Raw genomic sequence first — 19,474 nt, 5'->3', positions numbered from 1 at the left:
AAAAACTCTAAATTTGGGTTAAATAGAAAACCACTGTACTTTTCTGATACAGCGATCATTTTGAACATCGACCTTGCCGCGGACAGTGCAAACTTTCTGCCCCTTCCACGGAAGGAATACACGGCGTCGAAGGTCATTTACGACCTCTCGACCATGCCCGAATGGCGCTATCATCTCTGGAATATAAATATGCTGACCGGACCTCCAGTCAGATAAAGAGATTTCTCGATCCCCTGATAGCAGTGCATCTCGACTCTGCTCAGACAAAAACGCCCAATTACAAAATGCAATTGGGCGACCTTGTTCATCTTCGTAATAGCAAAACTGGTTTAGCTCAAACGCCGGCATAATGCGCTGCTGCCATTCAGCAACAACGTATCTGCTGTGGAGAGGAGAATGCTGACTTAACAACATCACCCCACCAATTAAATTTTTAATTTGAGCTAAGGTAAGATTTGCTGATTGATGTGTAATAGACATAGGCTCTATATCACCGAATACAGCTATTATTTAGCTTTAGAAGCTCTCTTCTTTGGCGCAGGTTTTTCTTCTGTCTGCACTTCTTCAGTCTGCTCAACATTAGGCTCGTCTGAAGGTAAAAAACCTGCTGCAACTAGCTTGTCAAATTCTGCCGACATACGAGGATCTTCGAGCATATTTTTAACCATTGAGACCATATACATAAAACCAGAAGCTGGCATATGAACGACTTGTTTAAGTTCGAGGTCACCATCATTTTCAGCCATTACGCCGCTAGCCATATTGTTTTGATCTTGACCTACGAAATAAAGAGAGAAAACACCTTTATTGTAATTAACACTAGATACTGTTTGAACAAACTTTTCTGTCATAAATTAAACCCGATTAATTATATACAACGGCTTGATTAGCCTTGGAAACAACTATTATTAAAATAGAAAAACACAAAATAAGAATTAGTTGCGTTTTATAAATTAATTTTACACCTCAAAAAAATTTGAATCAACTTACTTTTATTTTTGTTTTAGAGTATATATTCTATTAATTGAAAAACATAAAAATCTCATTATCATAATAAAAAAAATAAACAATGCATTTTCCAAGAAAAATGTTTCATGTTTTATTTTACTTATTAGTAAATATAAATTTGAAGAGTTTCTAAGGTGCTGATACTATGCCGCCCTTTTTTAAACATCATAAAAATCAGCAATGAAGCTTAAATAATGACACAAAATGAAGTTCTAACCCTGAAGTGTATAAACCTATACTTAAGTATTTTAGGCGTAAAAAAAGACATAACTAATATAAAGAACACAACTGAAGAATCAAAAAACTTCAACGATGAATTAAAGGAAATACAAACAAACAACAAAGTTAATGTTGTAATTAAACGTTCAAAAACAAAAAAGATTAACAATATAACAACACCTGTTATTCTATTTGATGCTCAAGGCTTACCATTTATTTTAGCTAAAGCTAATAAAGAATCTTGTTTAATACAAAACCCTAATAAAGAATCTCCTGAAGTGATTCCCTATGATAAAATAAACTCGATATGGAAAAAAAGTTGGCTTGAAATAAAAAAACCTCAATCACGTTTTGATATCACCTGGTTCATTCCTGAGTTTTTGCAACACAAAAGAATACTCGGGGAAATTTTTTTGTTTTCTTTTGTATTGCAAATACTCGCCTTAATCTCACCGCTATTTTTTCAGGTTGTGATGGATAAAGTTCTTGTACATCAAGCTTGGTCAACCCTTGACGTGCTTGTGATAGGGCTTGTGATCACTGGCATTGTAGAGGTTATACTTCGCGGCTTGCGCGAATATCAATATGCGCACACAGCCAATAGAATTGATATTCAATTAGGGCTTAAGTTGGTAAAGCACTTGTTTGGCCTTCCTTTGATGTTCTTCAAAACACGCCAAATAGGCGCTATCGTCACTAGAGTACGTGAGCTAGATACCGTACGAGAGTTTTTGACAGGCTCGATGTTTACTTTAACTGTCGAGTTCTTGTTCATGTTTGTCTTTCTCTACGTAATGAGCTTACTTTCGTCGACCCTCACATTGTTATTTATTGCAACCATTCCTCTTTATGTATTGCTCGCTTGGTGGCTTACGCCTCGAATGCAAACGGCGGTAGAAGAGCAATTTACACATGCTGCTGCAAACACCTCATTTCTAACAGAAACAGTGGCTGGCAGTGAAACTCTAAAAAGTTTAGCCGTAGAGCCACGCTTTGTTCGCCGTTGGGACGAACAAACAGAAAAAATGGTTTCTACTGGATACGTAGTCCAACAAATTAACAATCGCTCTAATCATGCTGTTCAACTTATACAGAAGGTAACCAGTGTCGGTATTTTATGGCTAGGAGCAACTGAAGTATTGTCATTGGAGATGACTATTGGCCAACTCATTGCCTTCAACATGATGACGAATCACATCGCTCAACCCTTATCTCGTATGGTCGAACTATGGGGGCAGTTTATTCAAACCCGCGTAGCGTTAGAGAAATTAGGAGACATGCTCAATTTGCCGGTAGAACAACATACAGGTAACGACATGGTGACAATGCAAGGGGCTATTTCTTTCAAAAACGTTCTGTTTCGTTACCAACTTGATACCCCTCCTACTCTCCATAATTTATCTTTGGATATACAAGCAGGAGAAACCTTAGGCGTTGTCGGCACATCTGGTTCTGGGAAAAGCACCTTAGCTCGATTATTACTGCGACTATACAACCCAGAGCAAGGGTTAATCACGGTTGATGACACTCCACTGAATCAAATTAGTATTCAGCAACTGCGCCAACAAATCGGCATAGTGCTGCAAGAAAACTATTTATTTAACAAAAGCGTTTGCGAGAATATTGCCCAATCAAAACCTGAGGCAAGCTTAGAAGAGGTTATCGAAGCGGCGAAGCTCTCTGGAGCCCACGAGTTTATTATGAAGCTCCCAATTGGCTATGACACGATATTAGCCGAAGGCGGGCAATCTCTTTCTGGCGGGCAGAAGCAACGGCTCGCGATTGCACGAACTCTGCTTTCTAACCCCAAAATCATTATTTTAGATGAAGCTACTAGTGCACTTGACGATGAATCACAGGCGTTGATTCAATCCAATATGGCGAACATCGCAAAGGGCCGAACGGTCATAACTATCGCTCACCGATTATCCACCGTACGAGATTGTGATCGAATTATTGTTCTTCACCAAGGGAGTATCGTCGAGCAAGGCAGTCACCAACAATTATTAACGTTGGGTAAACAGTACAAACAGTTGTGGCAACTTCAACAAGAGCTCAAACAAGAGGATTCAAACGCATGAAAAGCGTAATAAAGCAATTCTTGGCTAGATTCAAGTTCAACCAAGCCGCAGAGAACCACTACGAGTTTTTGCCTGCACACCTCGCTTTGTCACAGCGCCCTCCTTCACCATTTGCTCGTTTAACGGCAATCACTCTTAGCCTAGGGGTAATGGCGGTATTGCTTTGGGCGTATTGGGGAAAACTGGACGTACAAGCGACAGCAACCGGGCGTTTCGTTGTCTCTGGACGTTCACAAGTAATTCAATCTTATGAACAAAGTAGAGTCCTCTCCATTCACGTTAAGGACGGGCAGCGAGTTGATAAAGGCGCGCCACTTCTTACTCTCGACACCCTAGGCATTAATCAAGATATTACACGTCTCATCACTCAATCCGAATATCAGACAAATGAGTTAGTTCGCTACCGATCTCTGAACAGTGGCCTTCCACTCTCTAAAGACCTTCTATTTTCGACCTTACCATCGGCACAGCAGACATTAATCAATGAAAACCACCTTAGCGAGAAACGCGAGTACGAGTCGACTCTTGCAAGTATCAAGGCAGAAATGCACGTCAACAATGCATCACAGGCAGCCCGTCAAAGCGACATCAACGCCTTAATTCAGTTGACCGAAAATATTAACCAAAGACTCGCGGCACGAAAAACGTTGAATCAAATAAAAGTCATTGGACACGTAGAGTATCTAGAGCAAGAAAAAGAGCTACTGGAGGTTCAGCGTCAAGTGTCTCAGCAGCGAGCTGAATTAGAGGTTTTGAAATCCCAATATCACAGCCTTGAAGAGAGGTTAACCGGTTTCAAAGCACAAAAGCAAAGAGAGTGGCTTGAGAAACGAAAGCAAGCAAAGTTGCAGTTGGTTGGGTTAGCTCAAGAGTTATCTAAAGTTCGTGAGCGTGAACAATTAGAAATAATCCGCTCCCCTGTCGATGGCACGGTGCAGCAACTCAGCATTTACACGCTAGGCGCGGTACTTCAACCTGCACAAAACTTGATGATTATTGTCCCTGGAAATTCCGTTCAGCAAGCAGAGATACAGATTCTCAACAAAGATGTAGGTTTTGTTTATCCCGGACAGTCAGTGACCGTAAAAGTAGATGCGTTTCCATATACTCGCTACGGCACTATCGAAGCGGAGTTGTTAAGTATTTCTCGTGATTCGACCACGGATGAGCGTCTAGGGCTTGTTTTCCCAGCCCAAGTTAAACTCATCAATAACAATATCTTAATTAACGGAGAAAGCGTTGAGCTAACGCCTGGTATGTCCGTTGTTGCAGAAATCAAAACGGATAAGCGCCGAGTTATCGACTATATACTTAGCCCAATACGTGAATACCAAGCTGAGTCGCTACGAGAGAGATGAGAATGGATATGGCCTTATCAACAACACAAGATGTGTCTATCGCCCAAGATACATCTTGCACTCAAGATACCTCTAGCAATCAAGATATATCTGCCACAAAAGATAATGGCGGAATAGACGCCGTCGTTTATGCCGGAAATCACTTTCACAAGAAATCGACTAAAACACAGCTAAAACATGCATTGGGTGTAAATCATTCCAATTTGAGCGACATGCAAATAAGGGAAGCGGCGGATTATATCGGCCTGAAAAGTCAAGTAACGAAAGTAAAATCAAACGAGTTAGATACCCTTCCACTACCCGTTTTAATTGAAATCGACAATAGTTGGAAAGTGCTCACAAAGTCAGCCGATGGTTCCTCTCTTTTATATGACCCAACCACTCAATTAGACCAACAGAGTGAGCTTAGTCTGAGTAGTCAATTATCGATGTACAAGGTAATGCTGGTCGCGGATGAAAGACTAAGTAACAAAGAAGTGAAATTTGGCCTTAGTTGGTTTGCCCCCTCTATTTGGCGTCAAAAAAGCCAGATGCGTGATGTGTTTTTCTATGCTATTGCACTTCAGATATTCGCACTAGTAAGCCCGTTGCTATTTCAAAATGTCATCGACAAAGTACTAGTAGGTCGCAGTTTATCAAGTCTTCATGTGCTCGCAATGGCCATGCTCGCATTAGCTATTGCTGAACCAGCATACAGCTACTTACGCAATACCGTCTTTGGTCATTTGGCGAGTCAGGTTAATGCAGAGCTATCAGGGCGCCTTTATCGTCACTTAGTTGGCCTTCCACTCACTTATTTTAAGCAGAGACAAACCGGGCAAATCATTGCGCGAGTTCGTGAAATGGCACAAATCCGTCAGTTTTTAACGGGTTCGACGTTAATGTTAGTACTCGACTTAATTTTTGTGGCTGTCTTTATCGCCGTCATGTTCCACTATGCTAGTACTCTGACTTGGTTAGTCATCGGTTCATTGATCATCTACTTCCTACTTTGGCTTATCGCTGGCCCCTTAATAAGAAAAAAAGTGGAATCAGAATACGAATCAGACGCCGACGCCACAACCTTTTTAACTGAAGCAGTAACAGGCATTGAAACCATTAAAACAACTGCGACTGAACATCGATTCTTACATCAATGGCAACGCATACTCAGCCAGCAACTAAAGCGTAGTTTCGATGCTCAAAAGTCTGGGTTAATCGCAGGGCAAAGCATCGCACTTATCCAAAAGCTTACCGCCGCATTATTGCTATGGTGGGGAGTCAGCGCTGTACTAAATGGTGAGCTAACGCCCGGTGAATTGGTCGCATTCAATATGTTAGCTGGTCATGTTACCCAACCGGTACTTAGACTTGCTCAAATTTGGCAAGACTTTCAACATACTCTCATTGCATTGAAGCGAGTGGGTGACATTCTTGATGAACCAAAAGAAAACAGTAAACAGGGGCTAGCTTCTGTCCCTGAACTCAATGGTGGCATAGAGTTTCACAACATTAGATTCCGTTACCACGAAGACGCTCCAGAGGTACTAGCTAACCTCTCATTAGAAATAAAACCAGGGCAATTTATCGGTATTACAGGCCCATCGGGCTCAGGGAAAAGCACCATAACCCGGCTACTACAACGCTTGTATGTTCCCCAGCATGGTCAAGTGTTGGTCGACGGTATGGACCTAGCTATCGCGGACCCTATATCGTTACGCCGCAATATGAGTGTTGTGTTGCAAGACAGCATTCTTTTCTCAGGAAGTGTTGCAGATAACATTCGCCTAAGTAAGCCACAAGCTTCAGATGAAGAGATGCGCCACGCAGCGCAACTTGCTGGCGCTCTAGAATTTATTGAAGAGCTTCCCCACGGATTCGATCAACCTGTTGGTGAGAAAGGCTCTTCTCTATCTGGTGGTCAGCGTCAACGTGTCGCATTGGCAAGAGCCTTACTCGTAAACCCTCGAATTTTGCTGCTTGATGAAGCGACTTCTGCTCTCGATTATAACTCTGAAGCTGCCATCATGAGCAACATGGACGAGATCTGTCGAGGTAGAACCGTAATTAGCATCGCACACCGCCTCAACACTCTTCGTCATGCGGATAACATTCTAGTTCTTGATAAAGGCCAAGTGTGTGAAAACGGAACTCACGATGAGCTGGTTGAGAAAGAAGGGCTTTATGCCAAACTCTGGAAACAACAGATAGGGTAATAAAATTATCATATCTATTGCGAGAGAAGATCGAACTTAGGCTGTACCTGAGTATCCGTATTTGATTAATTCAATATCAAACATCGTTCAATAACTAGAGTCTCAAACACCGATCGTAGACAATTCTTTATAACTTGTTGTTAACCAACTACGGCAAGTTAAAAGCCATGAACTGACTAACTATTAAAACTGCCAAACTACAACATAGTTGGCAGTTTATTCATTTATGCATATAAGCTCATTTGTTAACGCCCTTGTTACATAGCAAAAACATCACACAGCCCTCCCTAATTAAGTCTAATAATCCGCCACTCACGAAGTAGCATCACAAATCCAAACATAAACTCCTCGTACCAGTTGCGCATTCATTTACATATAGGTAGTTTGAGCGGCTTCGCAACCTATCAATTCGAGCAATGACGTTCATGCGAGCATCTTTTTCGAGCAAAAGTGTTCGGATTAACATTTCAAGTGACTTTAATTAACAATTTTATGCTCAAACGCTCACTTTTGATGTTCGTTTATTTTCGAGTTCGCAAATATATGCACAATACACGTGCTAGATAAGCAAAACTAAAAAGGACTCGAACATGACAACAAACAAACACCCTTCTTTATTTGGGCAATGCTTGGCTGAATTTATCGGTACAGGATTACTCATATTCTTTGGCGTTGGCTGTGTGGCCGCTCTGGTATTAACTGGTGCGACATTCGGACAATGGGAAATCAGCATCATCTGGGGCTTCGGTGTTGCGATTGCAATTTACTGTACTGCCGGCGTTTCAGGCGCGCACATCAACCCAGCCGTAACGATTGCACTGGCCATGTTCCATGGCTTTGATAAAGCGAAAGTGGTGCCTTACATCATTTCGCAACTGCTTGGCGCTTTCTGCTCTGCAGCATTGGTTTACAGCCTGTACAGCAACCTATTTACTGACTACGAAATCGCACATAACTTCGTTCGTAGCAGCCAAGACGCACTATCAACTGCTGGTATCTTCTCGACTTACCCACATGCTTCACTTTCTTTCTTCGGCGCTTTTGCTGTGGAATTCGTGATTACTGCAGTGTTGATGTTTGCCATTTTAGCGTTAGGTGATGAGAACAACGGCGCATCTCGCGGTGCAATGAACCCTCTACTGATCGGTATTCTTATCGCGGTTATCGGTGGTTCTTTAGGTCCACTGACGGGCTTTGCAATGAACCCTGCTCGTGACTTCGGACCAAAACTGTTCGCTTACTTTGCAGGTTGGGATTTCGCACTAAGCGGTGCTCGTGATATTCCTTACTTCATCGTTCCAATTCTTGCTCCAATTGCTGGTGCGTGTTTTGGTGGTTGGTTGTACCCACGTGTTATCGGTGCTTACCTACCAGTAGAAGGCCAAGGCTGCACAATTCCAAACCAATGTGAAACAGAAGAAGAAGCTGAACAAGCTCAAGCTTAATCCCTAAGCGACCTTACATTTACTAAAATATAAATAACAAAAGAAAAAGGATTCTTACCATGACCGAGCAAAAATACATTGTTGCCCTAGACCAAGGCACCACAAGTTCTCGCGCTGTAATCCTCGATCACGATGCAAACATCGTTAGTTCTTCTCAACGAGAATTCACTCAGATTTACCCGAAAGCGGGTTGGGTTGAGCATGATCCAATGGAAATCTGGGCGACTCAAAGCTCTACATTGGTTGAAGCTCTTGCTAAAGCAGGCATCCGCAGCGATGAGCTAGCGGGTATCGGTATCACGAACCAACGTGAAACCACCATTGTTTGGAACAAAGAGACCGGCAAGCCTGTTTATAACGCAATCGTATGGCAGTGTCGCCGTACTGCAGACATCTGTGAAGACCTAAAAGCGCGTGGCCTAGAAGACTACGTACGTGACAATACTGGCTTAGTCCTTGACCCGTATTTCTCAGGTACCAAAGTAAAATGGATTCTAGACAACGTTGAAGGCGCTCGTGAAGACGCTGAAGCTGGCAAACTATTGTTCGGTACGGTTGATACTTGGTTGGTTTGGAAAATGACTCAAGGACGTGTACACGTTACGGATTACACCAACGCGTCACGTACTATGTTGTTCAACATCAACGACCTATGCTGGGATCAGAAGCTACTTGATGAAATGGGCATTCCAGCAATCATGATGCCTGAAGTGAAGCGCTCTTCTGAGGTTTACGGTCAAACGAACCTTGGTGGTAAAGGCGGTACTCGTATCCCAATCGCGGGTATTGCGGGTGACCAACAAGCTGCACTTTACGGTCAAATGTGTGTAGAAGCAGGCCAAGCTAAGAACACTTACGGCACAGGTTGTTTCCTTCTAATGAACACAGGCCAAGAGAAAGTAACATCAAAGAACGGCCTACTAACAACGCTAGCATGTGGTCCTAAAGGTGAGCCTGCATACGCACTTGAAGGTGCAGTATTCATGGGCGGCGCATCAATCCAATGGCTACGTGATGAAATGAAGCTACTGGCTGGCGCAGAAGACTCTGAGTACTTCGCAACCAAAGTAGATTCTTCAAACGGCGTTTACGTAGTCCCTGCGTTTACTGGTTTAGGCGCTCCATACTGGGATGCTTACGCTCGCGGTACGATTGTCGGCCTAACTCGTGGTGTTAACTCTAACCACATCATCCGTGCAACGTTGGAAGGTATTGCTTACCAAACACGTGACGTACTTGACGCAATGCAAGCTGACTCTGGCATCAAGCTAGCGAAACTACGTGTTGATGGCGGCGCAGTAGCGAATAACTTCCTAATGCAATTCCAATCAGATGTGCTGGATACTGAAGTTCACCGCCCTGAAGTAACGGAAGTAACCGCTCTGGGCGCCGCTTACCTTGCCGGCCTAGCGGTTGGTTTCTGGGACAGCATTGATGAGCTTCAGGACAAAGCCGTTCTTGACCGCACATTCATGCCGCACCACGACGAAGAGAAGCGTAACCGCCGTTACAAAGGTTGGAAACGTGCTATCAAGTGTGCACAGGTTTGGTCTGAGCTGCACGATGACGATGACAACGAGTAATACTGATTATTCAGCTAATCGTTAATCATTAGCCGCTGACCTAGGAACTCGAGTAATCTAATCGACTAGATTGTTCGAACCTCAGCAAACGAAACTAAAAAGAGCACTATTTTGTGCTCTTTTTTGCGTTTCAGGCTCAAATTCTGCGTTTTGCGCAGCGTTTTTGCGGTTTAGACATGATTCCTTACCATCATTACTTCTCTCTTTTCATCAATTCGAGCACAATAGCGTGAGTTTATATTTTCGATTTTGACGCGCTAGAGCCCTTTGCGCGCAGGGAGTGGTAAGTTAAGTGAAGCAGATACCAAGACACCAGCAGATTGTAGATCTGGTAAAAACACAAGGATATGTGAGTACCGAAGAGCTCGTTGAAAAGTTCGATGTCAGCCCACAAACCATCAGACGAGACCTCAATGAACTTGCCGACAGCAACAAAATTCGTCGCTATCATGGTGGTGCAACCATTCCTTTAAGCTCGGAAAACACCTCGTATAACACGCGTAAAGCGCTTAACTTCAACGAAAAAGACGTGATCGCCGACGAACTGGTTAAGCACATCCCAGATGGTGCAACCCTATTCGTTGATATCGGTACCACGCCAGAATCGGTGGCACGCGCACTCAACAAAAACCACAAACAACTAAGAGTCGTCACCAACAACATTAACGTTGCCAGCATCCTTCTACCGAACCCAGAGATCAAGGTTATCTTGGCGGGTGGCGAAGTGAGAAACCGTGATGGCGGTATAGTTGGCGAAGCGACACTCGATTTCGTAAAGCAGTTCCGCCTTGATTTCGGTATTTTGGGCATCAGCGGCATCGACTTTGATGGCTCACTGCTCGACTTTGATTACCACGAAGTTCGTGTGAAACAAGCTATCATCGAAAACAGTCGCAGCATCTTCTTAGCCGTCGACCACACTAAGTTTGGCCGTAACGCGATGGTTAAGCTCGGTAATATCTCTCAAGCGCACATGGTCTTTACCAACAAGCAGCCACCGGAAGAGATTCTCAACATCCTTAAAGATTCAGCAATACCATTAGAAGTGATCGATACCGCTCGTCCTATGAGCGAATAACTAAACATAAGAGCTCAGTGACGCCACTTTCTTAAATGAATCACGATTCTTTATAGAAAAGTTAAAAAAGTAAAACTTGCTCACTACCACTGTCGCTTCTATGCTCGAATTAGACTTATTTGAACCTCTGCTTTCATAAGCAGAGGTTTTTTTATGCCCAAATCACATAAAACGCGCATAAACGAAAATAATAAATGACCGCAAACGAAAGTTCATATAGGATTCAATTATGTTCTAAAATGCTCGTTCGCTCAGAAGAGGTCAAAACCATGAGTGCTCAACAAAATAATTCAAACAACAGTACATCTTCCACTTTAGACTTGATCGTGATTGGCGGCGGCATCAATGGTGCAGGCATCGCGGCAGATGCATCGGGTCGTGGTCTAAACGTTGGCTTATACGAAGCAAATGATTTCGCATCTGCGACGTCTTCTGCTAGCTCAAAGCTTATCCACGGTGGCCTACGCTACCTTGAACATTACGAATTTCGTTTGGTTTCGGAAGCACTCGCTGAACGTGAAGTCTTGTTAAGAAAAGCGCCTCACGTTGCTCAGCCAATGCGTTTCCGTTTACCTCATCGACCATTTTTACGCCCAGCTTGGATGATTCGCTGTGGCCTATTCCTTTACGATAACTTGGGTAAGCGCACCACTCTTCCTGGAAGTAAGACAGTCAACCTAGCAAAATCAGGGCTACTGAAACCAGAAATGAAGACAGGCTTCGAATACTCAGATTGCTGGGTTGACGATGCTCGTATGGTGTTGCTCAACGTATTAGCAGCAAAAGAGAACAACGCAGAAGTACGTAACTACTGCCGTGTTGAAAAAGCGCACCGCGAAGGTGGTATTTGGCATGTGACGATCCTTGATGTGATGACAAACCAACGCTTTGAACGCAAAGCAAAAGCGCTGGTTAACGCTGCTGGTCCTTGGGTTAAACAGTTCTTTGATGATGGATTAGAGCAGGCTTCGCCTCGTAATATTCGTCTGATCAAAGGCTCGCACATTGTTGTGCCACGCATTCACGACGAACCACAAGCGTACATTCTGCAAAACAAAGACAATCGTATTGTGTTCATGATCCCTTACCTAGATAAGTTCTCGATCATCGGCACTACCGACCTTGAATACAAAGGCGACCCACGTAACGTCGCAATTGATGATGTAGAAGTGGATTACTTGATTGATATCGTTAACCAGCACTTTGTTAAACAGCTTGGCCGTGAAGACGTGGTTTGGACATACAGTGGCGTAAGACCACTTTGTGACGACGAATCTGATTCACCACAAGCGATCACTCGTGACTACACATTGGAATTGGACGCAGAGCTCGATCAAGCACCACTGCTTTCGATCTTCGGTGGCAAGTTGACCACTTATCGTAAGCTAGGCGAAGCAGCACTTAAGAAGTTAGAACCACACCTAACCAATATGGGTGCGCCTTGGACAGCCAACAACACGCTTCCAGGTGGTAACTTCAGCTGTAGCAGAGAGCAACTTGCGAAGATGATCCATACTAAATACCCTTGGGCATCTGAAGCGTTGCTGCTTCGCTACGTGACTCAATTCGGAACTTACACGTGGAAACTACTGGAAGGTGCGAATAGCGAAGCTGACCTTGGCAGCCAATTCTCAAGCGAAGCCCATGGCGTTTATCAAGTTGAAATCGATTACTTGATCAATGAAGAGATGGCGATGACTGACGAAGACATCTTGTGGCGCAGAACCAAGCTTGGCCTGTACATGAGTGAATCAGAGCAGCAAGCAGTAACGGATTACCTGAAAGAGAAACTACAAAGCAAGGTAGTGAGCTTTTCTCAAGTAGGCTAACCCCACCAGCCTAAACATGGTTCAAGAACATACTTAACAACGAAGCTTAGCGTCCCCCGCGCTAAGCTTTTTTACATCCGCCCTATTTATTTACAAAATCTTAGTGCTAATTGAGTTTGCCTATATCCACGGTTTCTTGTATCTAAATATTCTCATGCGTTCGATAGAGACTGGAACGCAGAAACGAAAAAAACTCCCGAAGGAGTTTTTATTGTCTCAATCTGCAATCCGCTAACTAACTATTTAATTTAGCTATTCAGCAAAACAACCCGCTAGCTAGGCAATTAAACGAGCATGCAGTGAATCTTTAAGCTCAGAACGATCATGTTTTAGTTGGTGCATCGAGCCGTCATCAATGGGTGAATCTTTCAGCTCTAGTTTACGAATCTCTTTATCAAGGTTGTCGTATGTCTTCATATCTGCTGCAAAGCCATCGTCAGTTTTAGCAAGCTCAGCAATTTTGTCTGTCATTTCAGGAAATTCGTGAACAAGAGAGTGATTTTCACCTAGCATAGAAACCTCTTAAGTTGAGTAAAGTGATTGGTATTAAGCACATTTCATTATTAACCTTAGCAAGTGCTTCAAATAACAAATGAGATCCAGTACACAGCCTAGAATATAGACAATTCAGATTCACAAATTTACAACATCAGTCGGTGGGATACGCTGTTTTACATAGAAGAAAGCCTCGTGGAATCACAAGGCTTTTTAGAGGGGGGTCTTTATAAGAACAGTGACAAAAATGATAATAACAGCAGCTAAAAAGGTGTTTCTGAAAAAGAGATTAACTACTACACCCACTCGTATCCACTTTATTCATTTGATCATGTGAAGATGTGTCAGAGCCTGTCGATTGGCATCCTGCCACAAACAATAGCGTTACAGATAAGATAAGCCATTTCATAATTAGTCCTCTTTTAGTCATGACTAAAGCATAGTGCTTAAAAACGCAGATACCTCAGTCATTAACTAAAGCCTTACCTACCGATAAAGCCTTAGTTAATGAACAAAGCATCGCTTCATTAATTAACGACCGTTGAAAACCATAAAAACTTTCAAAAGCGAACAATAAACAACCATAACCCTATCGTTCTTCGCAAAAAACAAGCAAGTAGCAAAATCGGCAAACGCAGATTAAAGTGGACTCCGCTGGTTTACTAACTACTTAATTAAGTTTTGACCGACATGCTATATAGCAGTCTGGGTATAAAAACTTACTTAGCGAATGTCTCTTTCACATTATTAATCATTTGGCGATTAACTCGCTTCACTATCTCTAACTCTTCCTCGCTAATTCCAGCACTCAGAATATCATTCCAGTCGCCAATGATTTTGATCAGTTTTGGCTTAAGCTCTAATGCCTTTTCTGTTGGATAAACCAACTTAGAACGAGCGTCGTTTGGGTTACGCTTACGAGTAATCAACCCTTTGTCGACGAGCTGTTTCAATACTCGAGTCGCCATGGCTTTATCAACCTGCACCTTCGAAACCAGCACTTCCTGAGATACCCCTTGAGCAGTGTATAACTCCATAACGAATGGCAACTGAGAAAATGAAATATCATGCTGTTCTAACAAGTGGCTTACGATACTTAGCTCTTGTCGATAAAGAATAGAAACTTGTCTGCTTATTGGATCTTTTCTTGGGCTCACTTAATTGTCCTCAATAATAATTAGTTGACATATCAACCAATCGAGTGCGAGAATGTTGACATATCAACTAATTATCTTACAAATACAGTCCGCTTAACAGTAATAAAACACTAAATACCAGTAATTAAATACTGAGTAACAAGGCGCTGGGGCTATTTGTGACTTATTAGAAGCTGCCGACAATTACTATTTTCGCCATCCATAACGTTCACACATAACAGGGGATACGCATGAAGACGACTTACCCACCTTTGCTGCTTTCGGCACTTATCGCGACACTTTCCTACTCGGTTAACGCTACAAGTAGCGCTACAACCACCATTGCGTACGTCAATGGCAATATCTATACGGGAGTAGCGCCAGATCACAATGCAAAATCCCTGATCATTAAGGATGGTATTTTCACCTATGTGGGTGACAATGCACTACAAAGCCTTAAAGATCCTAGTCAAGCTACGGTCATCGACCTAAAGGGCAGCACCGTTGTTCCCGGCCTATACGATAGTCATATTCATCCTATTGGAGCGGGTGAGAAACTGCTGTTTGAATGCAACTTCCCACAATCGGCCTCTCTTGATGAGATCTTTAAGACCGTTGAAGGATGTGCTCAAAGTATTCCAGAAGGGAACTGGATAATCGGCGGTAGTTGGAGTGCAGAGACACTACAACACGCGAATGCCGAAACTTTAAAAAAATTGGATAAGGCATCTCAAGGGCGACCGGTATTGCTCACTGATTTCAGTCACCACAATGTGTGGGCGAACACTGCAGCAATGGACAAGGCCGGTATCACTGCAGGCTATGCGGATACCTATGGTAACCTTGTAATTACAGACAACAACAAAGCATTAACTGGATTCTTTCTTGAGCAAGCAGGTAAGCCACTGCAAGCCGTTGTGCCACCTCGCACCGACACTGACTATAAAATGGCCGCTCAAAAGGCAATCTCTGAGTTAAACAAAGTTGGTATTATTGGCGTTAAAGATTCATATGTTTTTGACAAGGAATACAAGGCCTGGAAAGCTCTAGATGACGAAGGCTCGCTCACAGCAAACGTCGCACTCTCTTGGGGTTGGCCGAGTGACAACAACCTCACCCAAGAGCAAAAACAGCAAGCGTTTAAAAAGATGGCGAAACCTAGCTCTGGCCACCTCAATACTATGTTTGCCAAGATGACGCTCGATGGCATCCCACCGACCAAAACAGCAGCGATGTTGGCACCCTACAACCCTGTAGAACAAAAAATTCTCGGCACACTCAACTACTCAGAAACATTACTGGCCACTAACCTGATGTGGTTAGACAGTAACGGCTACACCACCCAAGTACACGCAGTCGGTGACCGAGCAAGCAGAACGATGCTCAATGCCGTGGAAAAAATGCGTGAGCTACAAGGAAATTCTGGTCTAAGGCATGAAATTGCTCATGCGTGTATTGTCGACCCTAGCGATATAGCTCGATTTTCAGAGCTCAATGTTGTGCCCAACTTCTCGCCAATTTTCTGGTATCCAAGCCCAATTCAAACCGGCTTAGAGAAAATATTAGGCAAAGAACGCGCAACACGAAACTGTGAAATGAAGACACTCTCAGAGAACGGCTCTTTACCAACTGGAGGTTCTGATTGGCCAGTTTCACCAGACGTAAACCCTTGGAAAGCAATGGAATCGATGGTGACTCGTCAGGATCCAAATGGTTTAAGCCCTGATGAAACACTTTGGCCAGAACAACGTGTCACTATCGAGCAAGCTATAGAAATGTATACCATCAATGGGGCAATGGCTCAGCGCATTGATAAACAAAGTGGCTCAATTGAAGTCGGAAAGTCAGCAGATATGCTGGTGTTAAGCCAGAACGTGTTTGAGGCAGAGCCTTCTGAGATTGGAGAAACCGAAGTCATAACAACAGTATTCGAAGGCAAAACGATACACAACGCTCAATAGCAGCGACTCCCCTAACAAGAAAAAGTATCAAGAGCCACTCAATGCAGTGGCTTTTTTAATTCATAGCGGCTTTCCACGTAACTCGATTCAACAGCCTACGTTAGGAACATGATAATACGTTCTTTACAAAAATGTTCGTTCCCAAAAAGTTCGAGTTGAAATTCCGTTGTTATTTACGCTCTGCGCTTCTTGAAAGTGTGCCAGCCGGCGCTGAGAATTGTTTTTGCCACCACACCTAATGCGCTTAGTTTAGGGTCGGCGTTCTTGCCAGAAGCGATGCGCCACATCTGATGTTCATACCAAACCAGCCCGACCATCGCCATCTTGTCTAATGCAGGTTTTCCTGTGGTTGGCACCGTTAGCGGCATACCGTGGTTAGGATTTTCAATTAATTTATTAGGAAAGTCTGGATCAACCGCCATCGTACGCGCAATACCAATAAAATCGGTCGCCGAGGTGTTTAATGCTTCATTCATTGCTTGCGCGGTTCGAAAACCTCCCGTGACCACCAGCGGCGTGCTCACGAGCTTTCTCGCCTTAACCATGTAATCCATAAAATACGCTTCACGTTTTACTGTGCTGGACTTCAATGGCTCGGCTTTGTTTTTCGACCCCATCATTGATGGGCTTTCATAGGTGCCACCGGAGATCTCAATCAGGTCGATACCGTTATCACTCAGTGTTTGCACAACCTGCATCGACTCTTCTTCAGTGAAGCCACCTTTCATGAAGTCAGCACTGTTGAGCTTAATCCCGATAGGGAAATCGTCACCGACCTCTTTTCGAATCGCACGATAAACCTCAAGCACGAAACGAAGTCTGTTTTCGAGTGATCCACCCCATTTGTCTTGACGTTGATTGTGTCTCGAAGACAAAAACTGACTTACAAGATAACCATGAGCACCGTGAATCTGCACACCAGTAAAACCCGCTTGTTTTGATAACTTTGCACTCAGCGCGAATTTATCAATGATTGCGATTATTTCCGTCTCAGTCAGAGCTCGTGGCGTATTGAAGCCTTTTTCTAATCCGCGCTCTAAAGAGATAGCTGAAGGGGCAACCGGGCTATCGCATAAGAATTTAGGAATTTGCTTACCTGGGTGATTCAGTTGCATCCATATCTGCGAACCATTCTGTGTTCCAGCCTTCGCCCACTCACGAAATACGCTTAAATCACTGTGCTCATCCAACACCACGTTTTTAGGTTCACCAAGCGCACCTCTATCGACCATCACGTTGCCCGTCATGGATAGACCAATTCCTCCTTGAGCCCAACGCTGGTAAAGCGTGACTAAACCTTGCTTAGGGTTATGATGTTTATCACCTAGCTGTTCACTCATTGCCGATTTGAACAGGCGATTTTTGATTACTTGGCCATTTGGAAGAGAAAAAGGGTCGTTGAGGCAGATTGGATTCATGCGCGTGGTTACTTTCTTGGTTTATATATTACGCTCAGTATGCCCTATTTTATCCGACATTTCTGAGCATTTAGCGTCTATATCAAAGCAAGTTTCGTTCAATAAAAATGCCAGCGGCATAGCAACTGGCATTAATCGATGATAAACGAAACCTTAAACAGGCGATTTAAGTCATCACTTTATCGTGGATTTTTTGACCTTGGTAAACGGTGTCGATTTCCATTTGTCTGTTATGACCTCTTCACCGGGCGTGTACATACGTAACACTGAATACCATTGATGATCGGGGATAGGTAAGAAGTTAGGATCATCTTCATGCCCTTTTACATCACTACTCATGTAAATGGTGTAACTGCCATCATCATTGGGCGTTAATGTTCTGTCTCCACGGGAGTGGCGGTTTAACTCGTTTTTCTCCATCAATCGGGTTTCACCACTGTAAGCCGTGTATGACCAAAAGCCACCCTGCTCTAGCGGTGGCGCATCGAAAGTTACCGTGTAATCATATTTTCCGCCATCGAGCGCATCACCTTCACTATCAAAGAAGTCACCGCTATACATAGTGTGCTTTGCAGGCAGCCCCCATTGACCCATTAAGGTGCCGTAGGCGTGCTGAAAGCTTGGAACCTTAGCCATTTCATCGCGAGTGCCCAATACGTCACGTGAATCATCAAAGCCCGCATTAATAATTCGCTCCAGTCCATCTTTTTGACCAGACTCGATCATACGAAGCTGCTCTGTCGTAAATGGATGATTGGCTTTGCCTAGTTCAAAATCTCCCAAGCCAGTATACTTGAACAGTTCAAGCAACTTTTGGTCATGCGCCTTCATTGCTCCTTCAGACAAAATGAAATTGGTTCGCTCGACCCAATTAGAGTCTTCAGGATCGGGATACTCGCGTACAACAGGATCTGGCCCTTTCTGACCTAAGTATTCCGACAACGTCCTAATATTCCATTGATCCATTAACTTTTGAGCAGTTGCAGAATCGTCACCACCAAGGTCCATGATTCGACCCATCATCTTGACCAACGGATGCTCGACATAGATGACTTGGTCGACACTCGCAGGCACTTCACCTTTCCATCCTTCAACTGCATACATGAAACTGCCGCCTTTTGTGCCTCGCTGTGGAGAGCCAAAAGCCGAGTCAGTAAAGTGCTGCATATTCATGGTATGGAACAACCAATATCGATTTTCATCATGGTCTGGAATCGTAATGATGACCGGCTCTGCTGCTAGGTCCATCCACCCCATCAAGTGTAACGTGTCATTGTTAATCGTCGGATGCGCAGTGTAAGTGTCGTCAGCAAGTATTCGAATATTTTGGAATCGATTCAAAGGGTAGTCTTGCTCAACGACGGTTTTGTAAAAGTATTTGTAGGCTTCATCTATTGAGTACGCGTACTCGTAGGCAAGTTGTGCCAATAGCTGATTATCCTTTTTGAGCGACGCTAAACTCGCCATCTCAACGGGTAGAGTTTCCGTTTTTATCGCCATTGCTGTTTTTGTTGCCATAGTTGCGCTCGTCGCGTCCACGGATTGGCTAGCTAGTACCGGCGACGGAAGTGCAACCATGAAAGCACAAGCCAGTGCTGCCGCAAGTCTATTTTTTTTCATCATTTAATGTCCTAACTAAAAGCGATTACGGAAGGTGCGCTTGTTACA

The 19,474-nt window shown here is 43.6% G+C and carries 13 protein-coding genes and 1 pseudogene; 8 read left to right on the top strand and 6 right to left on the bottom strand.

The features are described 5' to 3' along the window. Nucleotides 1–18: 18 nt before the first annotated feature. Nucleotides 19–480 carry an RTX toxin-activating lysine-acyltransferase RtxC gene (gene rtxC, locus DUN60_RS17585; protein WP_102436863.1) on the bottom strand — a complete coding sequence of 154 codons (462 nt, stop codon included), beginning with the start codon at nucleotides 478–480 and terminating at the stop codon, nucleotides 19–21. 26 nt (nucleotides 481–506) lie between these two features. Beyond that, entirely contained in the window at nucleotides 507–851 is a 345-nt protein-coding gene (gene rtxH, locus DUN60_RS17580; protein WP_004732223.1) for a protein RtxH, read from the bottom strand. Between the two features lie 351 nt (nucleotides 852–1,202). Between rtxH and DUN60_RS17575 the strand changes: the two genes are divergently transcribed. From DUN60_RS17575 to glpD, 7 genes and pseudogenes are all read left to right on the top strand, one after another. Then, nucleotides 1,203–3,308: a peptidase domain-containing ABC transporter gene (locus DUN60_RS17575; RefSeq protein ID WP_114634549.1), complete on the top strand. Its 2,106-nt coding sequence runs from the start codon at nucleotides 1,203–1,205 to the stop codon at nucleotides 3,306–3,308. Next, nucleotides 3,305–4,666, top strand: coding sequence for an HlyD family type I secretion periplasmic adaptor subunit (locus DUN60_RS17570; protein WP_017087583.1), 1,362 nt, complete (start codon nucleotides 3,305–3,307; stop codon nucleotides 4,664–4,666). Before DUN60_RS17575 ends, DUN60_RS17570 begins: the two co-directional genes overlap by 4 nt. A gap of 104 nt (nucleotides 4,667–4,770) precedes the next feature. Then, a pseudogene (locus DUN60_RS17565) lies at nucleotides 4,771–6,861 on the top strand (type I secretion system permease/ATPase); the annotation flags it as partial. A 590-nt stretch (nucleotides 6,862–7,451) separates the two neighbouring features. Further along, entirely contained in the window at nucleotides 7,452–8,306 is an 855-nt protein-coding gene (locus DUN60_RS17560) for an MIP/aquaporin family protein (protein ID WP_004732234.1), read from the top strand. A 59-nt stretch (nucleotides 8,307–8,365) separates the two neighbouring features. Continuing rightward, nucleotides 8,366–9,889 carry a glycerol kinase GlpK gene (gene glpK, locus DUN60_RS17555; protein ID WP_004732235.1) on the top strand — a complete coding sequence of 508 codons (1,524 nt, stop codon included), beginning with the start codon at nucleotides 8,366–8,368 and terminating at the stop codon, nucleotides 9,887–9,889. A 292-nt stretch (nucleotides 9,890–10,181) separates the two neighbouring features. Then, on the top strand, nucleotides 10,182–10,967 hold the full coding sequence (locus tag DUN60_RS17550; protein ID WP_017096306.1) for a DeoR/GlpR family transcriptional regulator: 786 nt from the start codon (nucleotides 10,182–10,184) through the stop codon (nucleotides 10,965–10,967). Nucleotides 10,968–11,236: 269 nt separating this feature from the next. Continuing rightward, nucleotides 11,237–12,796: a glycerol-3-phosphate dehydrogenase gene (gene glpD / locus DUN60_RS17545; protein WP_114635755.1), complete on the top strand. Its 1,560-nt coding sequence runs from the start codon at nucleotides 11,237–11,239 to the stop codon at nucleotides 12,794–12,796. Nucleotides 12,797–13,072: 276 nt separating this feature from the next. Here the strand turns inward: glpD and DUN60_RS17540 are convergent, their stop codons facing one another. Both DUN60_RS17540 and DUN60_RS17535 read right to left on the bottom strand, forming a co-directional pair. After that, nucleotides 13,073–13,309, bottom strand: coding sequence for an HP1242/YdcH family protein (locus DUN60_RS17540; RefSeq protein WP_114634547.1), 237 nt, complete (start codon nucleotides 13,307–13,309; stop codon nucleotides 13,073–13,075). A 701-nt stretch (nucleotides 13,310–14,010) separates the two neighbouring features. After that, a complete protein-coding gene (locus DUN60_RS17535; protein WP_114634545.1) occupies nucleotides 14,011–14,448 on the bottom strand; it encodes a MarR family winged helix-turn-helix transcriptional regulator in 438 nt (145 codons plus the stop codon). Between the two features lie 230 nt (nucleotides 14,449–14,678). Here DUN60_RS17535 and DUN60_RS17530 point away from each other — a divergent pair, with 230 nt between their 5' ends. Then, nucleotides 14,679–16,388: an amidohydrolase gene (locus tag DUN60_RS17530; protein ID WP_114634543.1), complete on the top strand. Its 1,710-nt coding sequence runs from the start codon at nucleotides 14,679–14,681 to the stop codon at nucleotides 16,386–16,388. A 173-nt stretch (nucleotides 16,389–16,561) separates the two neighbouring features. Here the strand turns inward: DUN60_RS17530 and DUN60_RS17525 are convergent, their stop codons facing one another. Then, complete coding sequence (locus DUN60_RS17525) at nucleotides 16,562–17,806, bottom strand: NADH:flavin oxidoreductase/NADH oxidase family protein (RefSeq protein WP_114634541.1); 1,245 nt, start codon at nucleotides 17,804–17,806, stop codon at nucleotides 16,562–16,564. Between the two features lie 174 nt (nucleotides 17,807–17,980). Beyond that, nucleotides 17,981–19,429: a DUF1254 domain-containing protein gene (locus tag DUN60_RS17520; protein ID WP_114634538.1), complete on the bottom strand. Its 1,449-nt coding sequence runs from the start codon at nucleotides 19,427–19,429 to the stop codon at nucleotides 17,981–17,983. Nucleotides 19,430–19,474 lie beyond the last annotated feature (45 nt).

This window comes from Vibrio splendidus, assembly GCF_003345295.1.
GTDB classification, from domain to species: domain Bacteria; phylum Pseudomonadota; class Gammaproteobacteria; order Enterobacterales; family Vibrionaceae; genus Vibrio; species Vibrio splendidus_K.
This window is presented reverse-complemented; position numbering and strand designations above follow the sequence as displayed.